Origin of the sequence: Rhizomicrobium electricum, from assembly GCF_011762045.1 — a bacterium.
Classification (GTDB): Bacteria; Pseudomonadota; Alphaproteobacteria; order Micropepsales; family Micropepsaceae; genus Rhizomicrobium; species Rhizomicrobium electricum.
The window spans coordinates 112,283-127,377 of sequence record NZ_JAASQS010000009.1; the positions used below are offsets into that span (position 1 = coordinate 112,283).

Genomic DNA, 15,095 nt, shown 5'->3' on the forward strand with positions numbered 1-15,095 from the left:
TCGAACACGAGACGTCAGCCTAAAACGAGTCGTTTATGGCACTAAGGCTCCGGTTGGGGTACGCATTATCGGTTCCTGTCCTAGGTTTCGCGGAACATCGGAAAACCTACTCCAGAATCTTTCACGCTATTGGAGCGCGCCGCGGTATAATCCGTTTCGCTTCTGAACCAAGGAGCCTTGTCATGCCATCGAAGCCTCCGGCCGACGAAAACGGCCCTGTACCGCAGCATCTCCACGATGAGACCAAGCGCCCGCTCAAGGCGCCCATCGGCGGCGTTCCGCCGAATATCGCCGAACAATTTCCCAGCAAAGGCGGCAAAGGCCATTTTGCTGGCCAGAAGCACGGCGGCGGCCGCAATTTCCGGCACCAGGGCCGGTAGTCTCGACGATTTTTTCAGAGTTTGCGGACGAGTCGCAGGTTATCGGGCGAGGGCATCGGGCAGGGTGATCCCCTATCCCATTGCCCTGCCTTGATAATTTCGCCTAAGTGCGACAAACTGTACACGCCGGAAAACTCCCCTTGAAGATTGGGGGTAGTTTCCCCATTTCCATTACATCCCAACAATTGGATCAGGACGACAGCCGGCGTTCGTGCGCCAGCCAAACTTCGGCTGCGAACAAGCCCGTCGAGACGCCGAAAAAGGTGCCGGCGAGCACGTCGCTGAGGAAATGCCAGTTCCCGAGGACCAGAAGAAGCCCTCCTCCGGCCAGCACTCCGGCCAGGGGCCACACCTTCTTGGGATAATGGCGCATCAGCACGCCGACGAATGCCCCCGCCAGAGCCATATGGCCGGAGGGAAAGCTGGAGTCCGGACTGCCTTGGAAGAACTGCGCGATATGCGGCCAGCCGGTGGTCACATAGCCCGGCGGGAAGACGCCGAACATCGGCTTCAGGATGGTGGAATTGATCGCGTAGGCGCAGATCGAACTGATGCAGGCCGCCGCAATGGCCCGGCCGAGCGGTGAAATCCGGCCGCGGACCACGCGGGTAATCGCCAGAGTGAGGAATATGACGGCCTCGGCAGCGAGAAGGAATGCGCCCGCCAGCCGCCGGCCCAGCGGCTCGAGATGATGAGACAGCGGCTCCATGGCCATCGCCACGGGGACATCGAGATGTTTGAAGGAGAACGCCACGGCGACAGCCGTCGCCAGCATCACAGCAATCCAAAGGCGCGCCGCCTTGGCCCGCGCTTGCGTCATTTCCAGCAGGGTCAGTCCTCCGCCCGCACCGTAAGGCCATCGTAGGCCGGTTCAACCCCGGCGGGAAGACTGGCTTTCAGGGCCTCGTAGTCGAGATCCTGGTGCAGGTTGGTGAGCACCGCCTGGTGCGGTTTCAGCCGGGCGATCCATTCGAGCGCCAGGGCGACGTGGGCGTGGCTGACGTGCGGCTTGTAGCGCAGCGCGTCGACGATCCAGACCTCGGTGCCGTCGAGCGCCGCGAAGGCGGCGTCGTCCAGAATATTGACGTCGGGAGAATAGGCGACCGGACCGAAGCGGTAGCCGACCGAGCGGATCGAACCGTGCTGCTGCCAGAACGGATGAACCGGAAGAGGGCCCCCTGCCCCCGCGAGTTCGAACGGCGCGAGCGGTTCGGCAATGAGATGGAGATTGCAGATCGGCGGATACCCGCTGCCTTCCGGCTGCACGAAGCAGTAGCCGAAGCGGCTCATCAGGGTCTTGGCGGTGTCGGCATCGGCCCAGACGTCGACCCGGCGCTTGGTGTAGTGCGCAATCTGGCGGAGGTCGTCGAGGCCGTGAATTTGGTCGGCATGGTCGTGGGTGATGAGAACCGCGTCGACCTCGGCCACCTTGGCGGCGAGGAGTTGCGTCCTGAGGTCGGGCGAGGTGTCCACCAGCACGCGGGTGACGCCGTTCTTGCTCCGCCGCTCGACCAGGACCGAGCAGCGGGTCCGGTAGTTTTTCGGATTGGAGGGATCGCACTTGCCCCAGTCGCCGGCCAGATCCGGTCCGCCCAGCCGCGGCACGCCGGCCGAGGACCCGCAACCCAGAATGCGAATAACGATTTCGCTCATGTCAGCACGGCTTTCAGGAACAGGCGGAAGAAGTTGTCGGTCGTCCGCAGCGCGATCTCGTCGGGCGAGACGCCTTTCAACTCCGCCAGCATCGCCGCCGTATGGGTGACGAAGCTGGGTTCATTGCGTTTGCCCCGGTACGGGATCGGGGCCAGATACGGCGAGTCCGTTTCGACCAGTAGTCGGTCCATCGGAACCTCGCGGAACACGTCCCGCAAGGGTTCCGCATTCTTGAAGGTGATGATGCCCGACGCGGAAATGTATAGCCCGAGGCGCAAGCCCGCCTCCGCCAGCTTTGCCGTGCCGGTGAAGCAATGGAGCACGCCGGTGAACGGCGCCCGCTTCATCTTCTCTTCGAGCATGGCGATGGTGTCGTCTTCGGCATCGCGCGTATGAACGATCAAAGGCAGCCGGGTTTCCTGCGCCGCATCGATGTGGACGAGGAAATTCGTCGCCTGGGCCGCCTGGGACGGCGTTTCGTAGTGGTAGTCGAGTCCGGTTTCGCCGATGCCGATCACCTTGGGGTGTTGGGCATGGGCGATCAGCTGGGACGCGTCGGTGAAGGATTCCTCGTCGGCAGCGTCCGGATGGGAACCGACCGAGCACCAGACATTGTCGTAGCGTTCCGCGACCGCAAGGGTTTTCGGGAAGGTCGAAAGCTTGGTTCCGATGGTGACGCAGGCCCCGACGCCCGCCGCACGGGCGCGTTCGATCGGCGCGTCGCCTTCGGCCGCGTAACTGTCGTATTCGAGATGGCAATGACTGTCGACGAGCATCAAACCGTTCCAGCACGCCTTGCGGTGGCGTTCAAGTCCCGCGCCGCGCTGAGCAGCGTCTGGCGGGGCTCGAGATGCAGCGCATCGGTGCGGGCGAAAGTGCGGCGCAGGCGTTCCAGCGCATCGACCCATTTGTTGAGGCCGGGCTGTCCGGCCAGGGCGCGGTCGCGTATGCGCGCGGTGAGGTTCTGCACCAGGAAGTCGCCGAGCATGTCGAGGCCGTCGGTGATGCGCGCCAGTTTGTCGGAGAGTTGCATGATGGCGGTGATATCGGGCGCCGAGGCGCGGTCGATCAGCTTGGCTGCTTCCTGGGCGAGGGCGACGCCCTCCCCGCCGCTGAGCCGGAGCGCCGCGCCGAGCGATCCGCCCGACAGCTTCACCAGGGCATTGCGATCGTCAGTGGAGGTGTCCGGCATAAGCCGTTCGAGTTCCGCCGTCATGTCGGCGTCGGAGAGCGGCCGCAAAGTCAATCGCTGGCAGCGCGAGCGGATGGTCGGGAGAAGTCTGCCCGGCGTGTTGCTCAAAACGAACAGCATCGCTTTCGCCGGCGGCTCTTCGAGGAGTTTCAAAAGCGCGTTGGCGGCCTGATCGTTCATGTCGTCGGCGGTGTCGACGATCACCGCGCGCCAGCCGCCTGCGCCCGACGTCATGCCGAAGAAACTGTTCAGCCGGCGCACGACATCGACGCCGAGCACCGTCATCAGCTTGCCTTCGTCGTTGTACCCGCGCTTCAACACCAGGAGACCCGGATGCGAACCCGCCACGATCTGCACCGCCGCTGGATCGTTCGCCGGAACCGCCAGATCTTCCGGCCCGTCCGCCTTGGCGCCGTAGGCAAGCAGATACCGCGCGACGCGATAGGCCAGCGTGGCCTTGCCGACGCCCGGCGGTCCGCAGATCAGCCACGCTTGCGGCGGCCGTTGTCCGCGGATCGCGCGCGATACGATGGCAAGCGCCGCGTCCTGTCCGACCAGCCGCGTCGTCTCGCGCGGATGCGGCGCACCCGGCGCGCGGTCGAGTTCGACGGTTTCGGTGACGCGGGCTTTGCGCGGCGCCATGGCCTACCTCAACCGGAAGCGTTTTTTGACCGTCTGCCAGATTGCATCGGCAACCTCGTCGACCTCGCGGTCGGCCGGGACCACCACGCAACGGTCGGGATTGCGCCGCGCGATGTCGAGGAAGGTCTTGCGCATGCGTTCGTGGAACGCGACGTCCATTTCCTCGAAGCGGGTTTCGGTATTGCCTTGCCGCGCGATCGACCGCTTGAGGCCGATCTCGACCGGCATGTCGAGGATCAGCGTCAGGTCCGGCTTGAAGTCATCGATGGCGATCGCCTCGATGCGCCGCACCGTTTCGCGCGCCAGACCGCGGCCGCCGCCCTGATAGGCATAGGAGGAGTCCGAATAACGGTCGCAGATCACCCATTTGCCGTCGGCGAGCGTCGGCTTGATCTTGCGCTCGGTGTGATCGGCGCGCGCCGCGTAAAACAGCAGCGCTTCGGTCAATGGGTTCCACCGCGCCGGGTCTCCGGTCAGCACGAGGTTGCGGATTTCCTCCGCCCCCGGCGAACCGCCCGGCTCGCGCGTGACCTCGGTGGCGATCTTCTTCGCCTCCAGCGCCGCCGCAAGCCGTTTGACCTGGGTCGATTTGCCGGTGCCCTCGCCGCCTTCGAAGGTGATGAAGCGTCCCTGTTTGGGCACCTACTTCGCGCCTCCGAACAGCGCTTTGATGCCGGTGAACATGCGCGCGAAGATGTTCTGGCGGCCGACATCCTCGGCGGCATAGAGCGGCACGTTGAGCGTCGGGAAGTCCGGCGCCGTCACCGTCAGAGTACCGACCTGCTGGCCCTTCTTGATCGGCGCATTGACCGGCGCCGTCGCCTTGATCGCGACCACCATCTTCTGGCGGCTGTCGACCTGCAACGTCACCGCCAGCGGCTTGCCGGTCGTGACCGGCACGGTCTTCTGCGAGCCGCCCCACACCGGAACGGTGCCGGCGATCTCGTTGGCTTTGAACAGTTGATAGGAGCGGAATTCGCGGAAGCCCATGCCGAGCACGCGCGCGGCTTCGTCGGCGCGGCGGCGTTCGGCGAACCAGTCGGCGGCTTTGCCGGTGAGATCGGGATAGCGCAGCCCGTTGATCACCAGGATCAAACGCTGGCCGCCCTGCACCGCCGACACCGTGATGCCGTAGCCGGATTCCTCGAGGTGGCCGGTCTTGAGGCCGTCCGTACCGGGGAAGCGGTCGAGCACCAGATTGCGATTGTGCTGGGTGATGCCGTTGAAGGTGAACTGGCGGTCGCTGAAGAAATGATAGAGGTTGGGATACGAATAGATCAGCTGCCGCGCCAGCTTGGCGAGATCGTAGGCCGACATGCGCTGGCCGGGCGGAACGTCGAGCCCGTCCGGATTGACGAAGTGCGAGGCGCCGAGGCCGAGTTCCTTCGCCCGCTTGTTCATGATGTCGACGAAACCTTCCACCGTGCCGCCGAGCGCTTCGGCCACCACGATGCAGGCGTCGTTGCCCGATTGGGTGATGATGCCGCGGATCAGGTCTTCCACCGCGACGGTGTCGCCGACCTTAACGAACATGGTCGAGCCCGAGCGCTCGCGCCAGGCGCGTTCCGAAACCGGGAAGCGGTCGGTCAGCTTCACGCGGCCGTCCTTGATCCGCGAGAACAGGATTTCGACCGTCATCAGCTTCGACATCGAAGCCGGCGGCATCGGCGAGAAGCCGTCCTTGGCCCACAACACCTGTCCGGTGGCGCCATCCATCAGGATCGCATGCTCCGCGCTGGTGCTCATCACGGCACTCGCTGGTGCAGCGACGAATCCGAGAACGGCAAGAATGGCGATGAAGATGCGCAAACGCGGCATGAAGAAGTCTCCCGCAGGAATTAGTCTATTGATCGACGACGATATGAGCGTCGGCCGCTCCGAGACCCAGCAGCCTCGACAGCGCGGCGTCGGCATCTTCGGTCGTCGCGAATGGTCCCGAACGCACTCTATAGAGCGTTTGTCCGTTGCGTTGAATGGCGGAGATATTCATCTCGGTGCCCAGACGCGTGGCCAAGCGATAGGCGTTGGTATAGTTCGAGAACGCACCGACCTGGACATAGAGCCGGGTCACCACCGGCACCGGCATCTTGGTCACCTGCCCGGTCGGCAGCGCGCCGGCATCGGGCGAGCCGATCGTGGTCGTCTGGGTCGGTTTTGGCAACTGACGCACCGGCTTCTGGGCCGCTTCGCGGGTTCCGGGGATTTCCGGCAGTGCGCTGGTCTCAACCTTTCCGGTATCGACCTTCGGAACCGCGTTCTGGACCTCTTCCGGCGTACCGGCGCCGAAGGGCTGCGGCTTGCCGGTCGGCAGATCGGCGCGGGCGACGTACTGCACCCGGACCTTGGCGGTTCCCTTTTCGTAGAAGCCGAGCAGCTTTGCCGCCCGCTCCGACAGATCGATGATGCGTCCGGCCGCGAACGGCCCGCGGTCGTTGACCCGCACCACCAGCGACTGACCGTTTTCGAGGTTGGTGACGCGGACGTTGACCGGCATCGGCAGCGTCTTGTGCGCCGCCGTCAGGTCCTTGGAGGTGAACAGTTCGCCGTCCGCCGTGAGGTTGCCGTAGAAGCCGGGGCCGTACCACGAGGCGATGCCGGTTTCGTCGTAATCGGGCTGCTCGCGCGGGTAGTACCAGATGCCGCCGATTTGATAGGGCTGCCCCACCCGGTAGACGCCCGCGTTGGGCGGAACAGTCACCGATGGCCGCTCGGGGGGAGGCGTCGCACACCCCGCCGCCAGGACGGCAAGCAACAGACCGGTACAGGCCTTTCCCGGAAATCCACGCATCGTTGCGGAATCAGCCCCAAAGGATTGACCCGATTGGTAAAGGATGGCGTCCAGATACGAAAGGACGAATGCGCGTTTCCGGCGACTATGTCAGGAAATTCAGGCTATTGTGTCCGCCTTGCACGGCCGGGCCGGGGCGGCTATCTGGTTCGCTCACGGATGGGTGGCAGAGTGGTCGATTGCATCGGTCTTGAAAACCGACGGCCCTGAAAGGGGTCCGGGGGTTCGAATCCCTCCCCATCCGCCAGTCGCCCGCCTACAGCGGCACTTTCAAGGCGCCGGTCCATTGGGTAGGCCCCGCGCGGTCCCACGCCCTCAGATCGTTTTCGTACGCGCCGAAGTGCCACTTCAGAACGACCCCGATGACGTTGTAGCCGCCGGCTTCCATTTCGCGGGCGTAGTTCACCGTCACGGTTGCCGGCCAGGGCTCATAGGGCAGGATTTCAAAGCTGGCGCCCGGTCGGGAACTATGGCCGCCGTGCTTCAGCGAGACGTAGTCGTAGTTGGCCGAAATCGCCATGTTGTGGCTGGGATAAACCGCAAGGCCGCCGCCGCCGTAATAGCCTTCGAAATCGCCGCTGAAGGCGCCGCCTTTGACCCGCAGCGTCAGCGACTTGTTGAAATAGTACTCGCCGAACGCGCCGTAACTCTCGGCGGTGGCAGCGCCGTTGGTGTGCATGCCCTGGAAGTTCACGGCAGCACTCAGCCGGTGATAGGCGACTGTCGCGCCGAACGTTCCCATGCGGTCGCGCCAGAATACGCTGCCGGAGATGTCGGCGATGTCGACCGACGTCCCGCTGATGTCGAAATGCTCGTCGCCGCCGCTAAGTTGAATGTTGAGCCCCGGATTGGAAAGCGACACCAGGAGATCGCCGCGGCCGCTGAAACCGTTGAGATTGCCTGCCGAGAGATGGTCGTATCCGGCCGAGATCTGTTCGCTGGCCTCGGTGGCATTGGCGCTCGCCATGCAAGCGCTCGCGACTAGCAGCGCGGCGACAACACGAGTGTGCTTCATGGACGACTCCCCCAACCGGAAGACATCACGCTACATTATTCCGATTCAAGGACAAATACGCGCCGCGTAAATTCGCCGGACGCCGCCAACATCGGTTGTGGCGTTCCTGCACCTCTTTCCGGTGTCATTTTGCAAAGTTCCGCTGCGAAATGGGAACGTACTGACCTTTGGGGAATTGTTAGGCAGAAGAACGTCCAGGAGTATCAAAATTGGACATGTCGCCCGAGACCTACGACGACCCCGACGCGGGGCGGCTGAGCGGTGCGCGCATTCTTGTGGTGGAAGACGAGTTTGTCATCGCAATGCAGCTTCAGTCGATCTTTGAGGAAGAAGGTGCCCAGGTTCTGGGTCCCTATCACAACGTGGCGGACGCGCTGGAACATGCGGGCAGCGACGACATTTCCGCCGCTTCGCTGGACGTCAATCTGGGACGGGAGACTGCCGCACCGGTTGCGAGCGTGCTGGCCGAACGGAATGTTCCGTTCGTGTTCTACAGCGTCCAGACTAATGATCCGGCTATCGCCGACTGGCGGCACGTCACCATGATCCAGAAACCCGCCGCGCCCTCCGACCTTATTGAAGCGATTGCCACTCTGGTTCAACGCCGCACGACGGAAGTGGCCGAGTAACTAGGCCGCGGTCAGCGCGCGAACGCGATCGACAACGCCGATCCGTCCGGTTTCCCCCGGAGTTATGAATAGTCCCAGACGTCGCGCCGCAAGCCCAGCCGGCGTGCTGCTGGTCAGGCGCACCAACGGTATCGACAGGATCGGTCCGGCAAGCAGCGGTATGAACCACCACAGACTGGCGGGCAGCCACAAGTGGATTGCGACCGCGGCCCCGACGCCGACCAAAGTATGGATTGCGAATGCCCGCGCGATCACTGCGATGTGGAGCTGACGCTCGCCCCGGAACTGCGCGCCCCACCCCTTGGTCTCGCCGAGCATGATGCGCACCACAAACGCGCTCTGCGACAGCATCGAGATCGGCGCGAGCAGCGTGGAGAACACCGCTTCGAGCAGAACACTCGCGGTCGCGTTCCAGCCGCCGCCGTGCGCCGCGCGCGCCGCCGGATCGCGCAGCAATAGCGCGAGCGCGAGGAATTTCGGGCCGTAGAGCAGTACGACCATGGACAGGACCAGCACGGCGAAGTCGAACGTATGCGAAAGCCCGAACGCCAGCACCGGATAGCGGCCGATATAGATCACCGGCGCGATATGCGGCTGGTTGGCGATTACGAACACCGACACGATCAGCATCGCCAGCCACAGCGGCGAAGAGACATAGCTCATGACGCCGTTGAAAAAATGCCCCCGGCTTTCCGTGCGAAACCCCTGCCCCAGGATCAGTTGCAGATGCTGAAGGTTGCCCTGACACCAGCGACGGTCACGGATGAGAAAGTCGATCAAGGTCGGCGGAGGCTCTTCGTAGCTGCCTTCGAGATCGGTGACGAGATGCAGATGCCATCCGGCTCGCCTGAGCAGCGCGGCCTCGACGAAATCGTGACTGAGAATCTCCCCGCCGAGCGGTGCCGGCCCGTGCAGTTCCGGCAGACCGCAATGATCCATGAACGGCTGAATGCGGATGATCGCGTTATGGCCCCAGTAATTGCCGCCCGGTCCCTGCAGCAGCGACAGCCCGGTGGCATAGAGTGGGCCATAGACGCTCGAGGTGAATTGCTGGATGCGTGCGAACAATGAGTCCCGGCCGACCAGTTGCGGTGCCACCTGGATCAGAGCTGTGCGCGGATTGACGTCCATCAGGCGCACCAGCGATGCCAGCGTATCGCCCGTCATCAGACTGTCGGCATCGAGCACGACCATGTAGTCGTAGAGCGCACCCCAGTTGCGGCAGAACTCCGCGATGTTGCCGGCTTTTTTGCCGGTGTTGTCTTCGCGGTGGCGGTAATAGACGTTGGGCCCCTCGCCCGTCTGCAGCGTCTGCCAGCCCGCCGTCTCCGCCGTGATGCTGGCCTGTTCGTTGGAGTCGCTGAGAATGTAGACGTCGAAGAACTCGCCGAGCCCCTCGGCGCGAACGGACTCGCAAACGGTACGAATGCCGGCCACCAGCCGTGCGGTATCCTCATTGCGAACCGGAAACAGAAGCGCCGTTCGCGAGGCCGATGGGCCGGCGTCTTGCGGCCGCTCCAGCGTGAAGTCGGCAAGGCCGCGCCAACGGGCATAAGCGCCGAGCGCGGCGATCCAGAACGAAGCACTGATCCAGGTAAAGAGGATCGCGACCAGCACCAGATAGGCGGTCTCGAGCCACGTCAGATCGTCGACGCGCAGGATGTTAAACAAACGGGATATGGCCGCCGCCGTGGTCGCCAGGACCAGGGCGAGAAACAGCCATCGCAAGGTGGTGAGGCTGGTGGCGTTGCGGATCACGACCGACGCGAGACGCGCGCCTCCCGTCTCGGCATCAGAGGTTCGAGGAAAGCCCGAGCCAAAGCTTCTAGCGCGCGGCGCGGAGTCCACACTAGGATTTCCTGGATCGGCATCGCGCGCGGACACGGCGGCGGAGCGGTCAATGCCGTCGGGAGTCGTCGAATCGTATCCGGCGCACGTTTCAAGTCACTCTCCTAGCTTAGCTTCGCTTCGGGCCGAACCCGGTGGGGACGAGCCCGGTCTTCGTGTAGTAAACACCTGTGCGAAGCCGGTACGCGCAAATGACACAGAATTGTCACCCAGCGCATTTCCTTGTTACGCTGTAACGCGATCGTATGTAGAGGTCCCAGATGGCGACATTTCGTCCGCAATGAGGAAATTTGCGCGCCATCGAATCCGGCACACAATTGTCCAAATCCTTGGGCTAGGTTTCGGGCAGCCCCTGTTCAGGTGAACCTGTCGTAATCTTCTTCATAAAGGATGACGCGTTGCCGATTTCCCGACGTTCCTTCGTGGCCGGTGCGCTGCCCTGGATGCTCGCGGCACAAGCTGCGGCGCCGAAACAGAAGGCACCAAGCCTGTCCTTTGGGCCATCGCAACCCTTCAGCTTCGATCGACTGAGCAGTCACGCCAAAAGGCTCGCTGGATCATCATATAAATCACCGACGCGTCCGGCGCAGGACATCGTGCAGGCGATTAATTTCGACGTTGCCCAGAAGATTCGCTTCCGTCCCGAGTTCGCGCTCTGGGCGAATGGCCCCGGTCCCTACCCGGTACGATTCTTCAACTTGCGCGAGACTGTGCGCGAACCCGTTCGCATTAACCTCATCAGCGGCGATAGCGCCCGGCCGATTCTCTACGACCCGCGCTACTTCGATTGGGGCAATACCGGTTTTGACAGGAAACTGCCGCGCGATGCCGGATTCTCGGGCTTCCGCGTAATGAACGGCCGCAATGTCGAGCGCGATTGGCTTGCGTTTCAGGGCGCATCCTATTTCCGCTCGTCCGGCAGCGACGATCAGTACGGCCTTTCGGCGCGCGGCATTGCGGTAAACACCGCAACATCCACGCGCGAAGAGTTTCCCATCTTCACGCAGTTCTGGATCGCCGAGGGCGCAGTGCCGGAGTCGCCGGTGACGATCTATGCCCTACTCGAAGGACCGTCGATTACCGGTGCATACAAATTCGAGGTGCGGCACGGCAAAGGCGATGTCATGGACGTCCATGCCGAGTTGTTCGCCCGCGCCGACATCGAGCGTCTCGGAGTCGCGCCGCTCACCAGCATGTTCTGGTACAGCGAAGCCAATCGCAACCAAGCTGGCGATTGGCGCCCGGAGATTCACGACAGCGACGGACTTTGCATGTGGCGCGGAAACGGCGAGCGCATCTGGCGGCCGCTGGCGGACCCGCCCGGCGTGCAGGTCAATTCGTATATGGACGTGAATCCGAAAGGGTTCGGTCTCATGCAGCGAGACCGGGATTTCGAAGACTATCAGGACGACGGCGCGTTCTATAACAAGCGTCCCAGCGTCTGGGTCGAGCCGCGCGGTGCCTGGGGCGAAGGCGCGGTGCAGCTCGTCGAAATCAACACCGCCGACGAAATCCACGACAATATCGTCGCCTATTGGGTCCCGAAGACGAAGCTCGCCGCCGGCAAATCGCTGCGCCTCGATTACCGTCTCTATTGGCAGGACCCCGAACCGTTCTTGCCGAAAGGGATTGCGCATGTGGTGGCGACGCGCCGCGGTCGCGCCGGCATCGCGGGCTCGCAAGGCCTGCCGGGATACAAGTTCGCCATCGATTTCGAAGGCGGCCCTCTCTCGGATATGCCGCAGCGCTACGACTTGAAGCCGATCGTGACGCTGTCGCGCGGGCGCGTCACCAGTGCCTATTCGCTCAAGGTCGTTGGGACGCGACGCTGGCGGGCGGTGTTCGACGCGGTCTTCGACGGACGGGATCCGGTCAATTTGCGGTGCGTGTTGCAGCAGAACGGCAAGCCGCTCACCGAAACCTGGATGTATCAGCTTTTCCCGTAAGCGGCGCGATGGGCTCCGCTACTTGACGTCTTCGTTGCGGACCAGCGTCATTGTGGGGCTGCCGATGTCGCGCGAAGCAATCGCGGGCGCGTTCTGCGGCGTCTCGTACTGCCGGTATTCCGGCACTTCGTCGAGGCGCACGAAGCGATAGCCCTCTTCCGTCATCGCGGCGACGATGGTGGCGCTCAGTTCTGCCGACTTCGCATAGAGCGAATGGATCAACACGACGCCGCCGTCGGAGCGGCGGATTTCGCGCAAGTAGCCCTTGGCGCAGGTTTGCGCCGTCCATTTGTGTCGCCAGCAATCCCAGTCGGCGGCGCTCATCACGTAGCCGTCGCGCATCGAGATCTGTCCGCCGATATCCCAATAGATCGGGCCGACATAGTTGCGCAGCACCGGATCGGAATTGAGGATTTTCGCATGCGCCGCACGCCAGTAGCCGTAGGGAGCGCGGAAGTAGAACTTGTCGCCCGGTTTCATGAAGGGAGCGATCTGGTCGTGCGTGATGCGGATCTGGTCGATCAGCCGCTCCGGAACGGCATCGAAAGAACTGCGCAGCATGGGATGCGTTGCGCTGTGATTGGCGAGCAGATGACCTTCGTTCGTGATGCGCGCCAGTGTGGCGTGATGGGTCTTGGCAGTGCTGCCGACGACGAAGAAGGTCGCGTGCACATTGTTCGCCTTGAGGGCATCAAGCACTTCGGGCGTATGACCGGCAGGACCGTCGTCGAAGGTCAGCGCGATCGTGTGCGCCTCGCGCAAACCCGAATAGAAGATGCTCGAACTCTTGAACCAAGCAACCTGGTCGTCGCTGGCGAGAGCCGCGCCGAACGCCATCACAACCGCTACGACGGCACCAACGGTCGACAGCCTCATGGCCCCCGCACACCCCACAATCCAGGCGGAAGTTTACGGGCGGCACAACGCCAGAGCAAGGGCCACCCCGGCATGCTTAACGCCGGTCAGGCCTCATTTGGCCGCAGTTTCCGGCGAAAAAACCGATCCCCGGACCTTGCCCTCGGCCGCGTGCGCAAGCACCGCACCGGTATCGGGGAAGTCGCCGCGCGTCAGATGATAGACATAGCGGGCCGCCTCATCGGCAGGATCGAGCCGCGGCACCCCGGTGCCGGTCTGGCGGGTCGAGTGAATGGTGAGGCCGGCAATGGTGCCGTCCGGTGCCAGCCAGGCTTCGATCACCGGGCCGAGCCCCCGCACCTCGGTCACCGACACGCCATCGTAGGTCCAGAAGTTGCCCAGGCTGTAGGCGACGAGATGGCCGCGATAGATTTCCATCGCGCGTGGCACATGTGGCCCCGAGCCGATCACGATGTCGGCGCCCGCCTCGATTACGGCGTGGGAAAACCCGATCACGTCGCCGCGGTCTTCGCCGGCGAATTCCTCGTGGCCTTGCGGAATATGCGCGTGGTCCCAGCCTTCGCCGCCGCCGTGGAACCAGACGATCACGACCGCATGCGTCTTCTTCAAGGCGCGGACCGCATCGGCGGCCTCGCCGATCGCGTTGATATCGAGCGTACCGTCGTTGGGTGCAAAGCCGATCACAGCGGCCTGCCGCCCGTCTCGCAAAGCGATCGTGGTGTACCGCGCACCGTCCTGATCGAGCCCGGCGAAGCCGATACCGCGCCTTTTCAGTTCGGCAATAGTAGTTGTACGACCGGGAACGCCGTGATCGCCGCTGTGATTGTTGGCAAGATTGACGGCGGAAAGGCGCAGCGATGCCAGAACGTCGGCATAGTATTGGGGGCTGCGGAAGGAATAACACCGCTTGCAACCGCTTTTGGTGCTGGGCTCGGCACCGTCATACAGCACGCCTTCGAGGTTGACGAACGCGAGATCGGCGCGGCGAAAGACAGTGGCCAGATCGGGCCCGATCAAGGCTGCAGCATCCACGCCGGGCACGATCGCCGGATTGAGGCCAATATCGCTGGCGCCCATCATCACGTCGCCGGCGGCCGCGATATTGATGAGTTGCGGGTCGCCCGGCTTGTACCGCTCGGAAAACCAGAGCTGCGTTTCCGGCGGTGGCGCCACTTCAGCCAGGATAGCGGCCTTCAAGGCGGGCGGCGGACCGTAGGAGATGGCTTGGTAATGCGCCTGCACGACCGAGGAGGTGGTTAGCACAACGAGACAGGCAAGAAAGATCGTCGTCGCCACCGCCGAACACCGGCCGGCAACGCAGTCGAGATCGAACCCGCACCGGTATCCCATACCCCCGTCCCCTGGCGGCGATTGTAGCCGACGGTCGCGTCAAGTCGAGAGCTCTGACGTGGAACTACGGCGCCCGCTCGGTAGTTAATCCGGCGCAAGAGCGCGGTGGTTGATATGCGGGCCTCGGCCAGGACAGTGGGAGCAGCGACTTTCGGCTTCCTGGCTTGCGCCGGCTGCGCCATGGCCCAAGGGTATGTGCAAGGTTCGGCGGGCGGTTCTTGGATGACGTGGCTCGATGTCGGAGGCGTCGGCTACAAGCTCAATACCGGTTTCAATATCGGCGTATCCGGCGGCATCAACCTCGTCGACCTGATCGGTCCGTCGTGGGATTTGCGCGGCGACATCATGCATTCGCAAAACCAGTACGAATGCTGCACGGCCCACCTCGGTGGCACCAGCGTGATGGCGAACCTGATCTATCACATTGACCTCGGCATGCGCCTGAAGCCGTATATCGGCGCAGGCCTCGGTGCGGTGGCGATCAATTTCGGCAACGCCACGACAGGTCCGCACGAGACGCGCACCAAGTTCGGCTATCAGGCCCTTGCCGGGATCGAGTATCCGCTGGCGGGAAAGCTGTCGGCATTCGGCGAATACCGCTACATCGACGCCGGTCACACCGACTTCAGCATCGTGGGACCGGTCGAATACCGGACGCACAACGTGATGATCGGTCTGAAGTTGAGCCTCTAGACCTGCTCTCTTCGTCTTAGGACATGTTGGGGGCCGCGTGTACAAGAACGCGCTTTCACTGCTCCGATCCTGTCAATTTTCCT

15 protein-coding genes and 1 tRNA gene are annotated in these 15,095 nt (G+C 63.3%); 5 read left to right on the plus strand and 11 right to left on the minus strand.

Features of this window, described 5'->3' with window-relative positions:
• Nucleotides 1-182: 182 nt before the first annotated feature.
• Nucleotides 183-380, plus strand: a complete 198-nt coding sequence (locus tag FHS84_RS17705) for a hypothetical protein (RefSeq protein WP_166936861.1) — start codon at nucleotides 183-185, stop codon at nucleotides 378-380.
• A gap of 190 nt (nucleotides 381-570) precedes the next feature.
• On the opposite strand, the gene FHS84_RS17710 is transcribed toward FHS84_RS17705, so the two are convergent.
• Genes FHS84_RS17710 through FHS84_RS17740 form a run of 7 tightly spaced genes read right to left on the minus strand, consistent with a single transcriptional unit; the run spans nucleotide 571 to nucleotide 6,565 of the window.
• Nucleotides 571-1,200, minus strand: a complete 630-nt coding sequence (locus FHS84_RS17710) for a phosphatase PAP2 family protein (protein ID WP_166936863.1) — start codon at nucleotides 1,198-1,200, stop codon at nucleotides 571-573.
• 11 nt (nucleotides 1,201-1,211) lie between these two features.
• The gene (locus FHS84_RS17715; protein WP_166936865.1) at nucleotides 1,212-2,033 is read right to left on the minus strand and encodes an MBL fold metallo-hydrolase; all 822 of its coding nucleotides are present in this window, start codon (nucleotides 2,031-2,033) and stop codon (nucleotides 1,212-1,214) included.
• A complete protein-coding gene (locus FHS84_RS17720) occupies nucleotides 2,030-2,809 on the minus strand; it encodes a TatD family hydrolase (RefSeq protein WP_166936866.1) in 780 nt (259 codons plus the stop codon). Before FHS84_RS17720 ends, FHS84_RS17715 begins: the two co-directional genes overlap by 4 nt.
• The gene (locus tag FHS84_RS17725) at nucleotides 2,809-3,867 is read right to left on the minus strand and encodes a DNA polymerase III subunit delta' (protein WP_166936867.1); all 1,059 of its coding nucleotides are present in this window, start codon (nucleotides 3,865-3,867) and stop codon (nucleotides 2,809-2,811) included. Before FHS84_RS17725 ends, FHS84_RS17720 begins: the two co-directional genes overlap by 1 nt.
• 3 nt (nucleotides 3,868-3,870) lie before the next feature.
• Nucleotides 3,871-4,509: a dTMP kinase gene (tmk, locus tag FHS84_RS17730; RefSeq protein ID WP_166936868.1), complete on the minus strand. Its 639-nt coding sequence runs from the start codon at nucleotides 4,507-4,509 to the stop codon at nucleotides 3,871-3,873.
• Nucleotides 4,510-5,685 carry a D-alanyl-D-alanine carboxypeptidase family protein gene (locus FHS84_RS17735; RefSeq protein WP_166936869.1) on the minus strand — a complete coding sequence of 392 codons (1,176 nt, stop codon included), beginning with the start codon at nucleotides 5,683-5,685 and terminating at the stop codon, nucleotides 4,510-4,512.
• Between the two features lie 25 nt (nucleotides 5,686-5,710).
• A complete protein-coding gene (locus tag FHS84_RS17740; RefSeq protein WP_208393944.1) occupies nucleotides 5,711-6,565 on the minus strand; it encodes a septal ring lytic transglycosylase RlpA family protein in 855 nt (284 codons plus the stop codon).
• A 247-nt stretch (nucleotides 6,566-6,812) separates the two neighbouring features.
• Between FHS84_RS17740 and FHS84_RS17745 the strand changes: the two genes are divergently transcribed.
• Nucleotides 6,813-6,902, plus strand: a tRNA-Ser gene (locus FHS84_RS17745).
• Nucleotides 6,903-6,911: 9 nt separating this feature from the next.
• Here FHS84_RS17745 and FHS84_RS17750 read toward each other — a convergent pair.
• Nucleotides 6,912-7,670 carry a hypothetical protein gene (locus FHS84_RS17750; protein WP_166936871.1) on the minus strand — a complete coding sequence of 253 codons (759 nt, stop codon included), beginning with the start codon at nucleotides 7,668-7,670 and terminating at the stop codon, nucleotides 6,912-6,914.
• A gap of 215 nt (nucleotides 7,671-7,885) precedes the next feature.
• On the opposite strand from FHS84_RS17750, the gene FHS84_RS17755 reads away from it, so the two are divergent.
• Nucleotides 7,886-8,299 carry a response regulator gene (locus FHS84_RS17755; RefSeq protein ID WP_243851199.1) on the plus strand — a complete coding sequence of 138 codons (414 nt, stop codon included), beginning with the start codon at nucleotides 7,886-7,888 and terminating at the stop codon, nucleotides 8,297-8,299.
• Here the strand turns inward: FHS84_RS17755 and mdoH are convergent, their stop codons facing one another.
• The gene (gene mdoH / locus FHS84_RS17760) at nucleotides 8,300-10,057 is read right to left on the minus strand and encodes a glucans biosynthesis glucosyltransferase MdoH (RefSeq protein WP_166936873.1); all 1,758 of its coding nucleotides are present in this window, start codon (nucleotides 10,055-10,057) and stop codon (nucleotides 8,300-8,302) included.
• 533 nt (nucleotides 10,058-10,590) lie between these two features.
• Between mdoH and FHS84_RS17765 the strand changes: the two genes are divergently transcribed.
• Nucleotides 10,591-12,093, plus strand: coding sequence for an OpgD/OpgG family glucan biosynthesis protein (locus FHS84_RS17765; protein ID WP_166937051.1), 1,503 nt, complete (start codon nucleotides 10,591-10,593; stop codon nucleotides 12,091-12,093).
• Nucleotides 12,094-12,111: 18 nt separating this feature from the next.
• On the opposite strand, the gene FHS84_RS17770 is transcribed toward FHS84_RS17765, so the two are convergent.
• Together FHS84_RS17770 and FHS84_RS17775 are read right to left on the minus strand one after the other, a co-directional pair.
• Nucleotides 12,112-12,969 carry a polysaccharide deacetylase family protein gene (locus tag FHS84_RS17770; protein WP_166936874.1) on the minus strand — a complete coding sequence of 286 codons (858 nt, stop codon included), beginning with the start codon at nucleotides 12,967-12,969 and terminating at the stop codon, nucleotides 12,112-12,114.
• A 93-nt stretch (nucleotides 12,970-13,062) separates the two neighbouring features.
• Entirely contained in the window at nucleotides 13,063-14,319 is a 1,257-nt protein-coding gene (locus FHS84_RS17775) for a CapA family protein (RefSeq protein WP_166936875.1), read from the minus strand.
• Between the two features lie 114 nt (nucleotides 14,320-14,433).
• Here FHS84_RS17775 and FHS84_RS17780 point away from each other — a divergent pair, with 114 nt between their 5' ends.
• The gene (locus FHS84_RS17780; protein ID WP_279589360.1) at nucleotides 14,434-15,012 is read left to right on the plus strand and encodes an outer membrane protein; all 579 of its coding nucleotides are present in this window, start codon (nucleotides 14,434-14,436) and stop codon (nucleotides 15,010-15,012) included.
• The last annotated feature ends 83 nt before the right edge of the window (nucleotides 15,013-15,095 follow it).

Excerpts from the sequence above, each read along its gene's own strand:
- FHS84_RS17705 (WP_166936861.1), top strand. The coding sequence starts at position 183 with ATGCCATCGAAGCCTCCGGCCGACGAAAACGGCCCTGTACCGCAGCAT.
- FHS84_RS17710 (WP_166936863.1), bottom strand. The coding sequence starts at position 1,200 with ATGACGCAAGCGCGGGCCAAGGCGGCGCGCCTTTGGATTGCTGTGATG.
- FHS84_RS17715 (WP_166936865.1), bottom strand. The coding sequence starts at position 2,033 with ATGAGCGAAATCGTTATTCGCATTCTGGGTTGCGGGTCCTCGGCCGGC.
- FHS84_RS17720 (WP_166936866.1), bottom strand. The coding sequence starts at position 2,809 with ATGCTCGTCGACAGTCATTGCCATCTCGAATACGACAGTTACGCGGCC.
- FHS84_RS17725 (WP_166936867.1), bottom strand. The coding sequence starts at position 3,867 with ATGGCGCCGCGCAAAGCCCGCGTCACCGAAACCGTCGAACTCGACCGC.
- FHS84_RS17735 (WP_166936869.1), bottom strand. The coding sequence starts at position 5,685 with ATGCCGCGTTTGCGCATCTTCATCGCCATTCTTGCCGTTCTCGGATTC.
- FHS84_RS17750 (WP_166936871.1), bottom strand. The coding sequence starts at position 7,670 with ATGAAGCACACTCGTGTTGTCGCCGCGCTGCTAGTCGCGAGCGCTTGC.
- FHS84_RS17755 (WP_243851199.1), top strand. The coding sequence starts at position 7,886 with ATGTCGCCCGAGACCTACGACGACCCCGACGCGGGGCGGCTGAGCGGT.
- FHS84_RS17765 (WP_166937051.1), top strand. The coding sequence starts at position 10,591 with ATGCTCGCGGCACAAGCTGCGGCGCCGAAACAGAAGGCACCAAGCCTG.
- FHS84_RS17770 (WP_166936874.1), bottom strand. The coding sequence starts at position 12,969 with ATGAGGCTGTCGACCGTTGGTGCCGTCGTAGCGGTTGTGATGGCGTTC.
- FHS84_RS17775 (WP_166936875.1), bottom strand. The coding sequence starts at position 14,319 with ATGGGATACCGGTGCGGGTTCGATCTCGACTGCGTTGCCGGCCGGTGT.
- FHS84_RS17780 (WP_279589360.1), top strand. The coding sequence starts at position 14,434 with ATGCGGGCCTCGGCCAGGACAGTGGGAGCAGCGACTTTCGGCTTCCTG.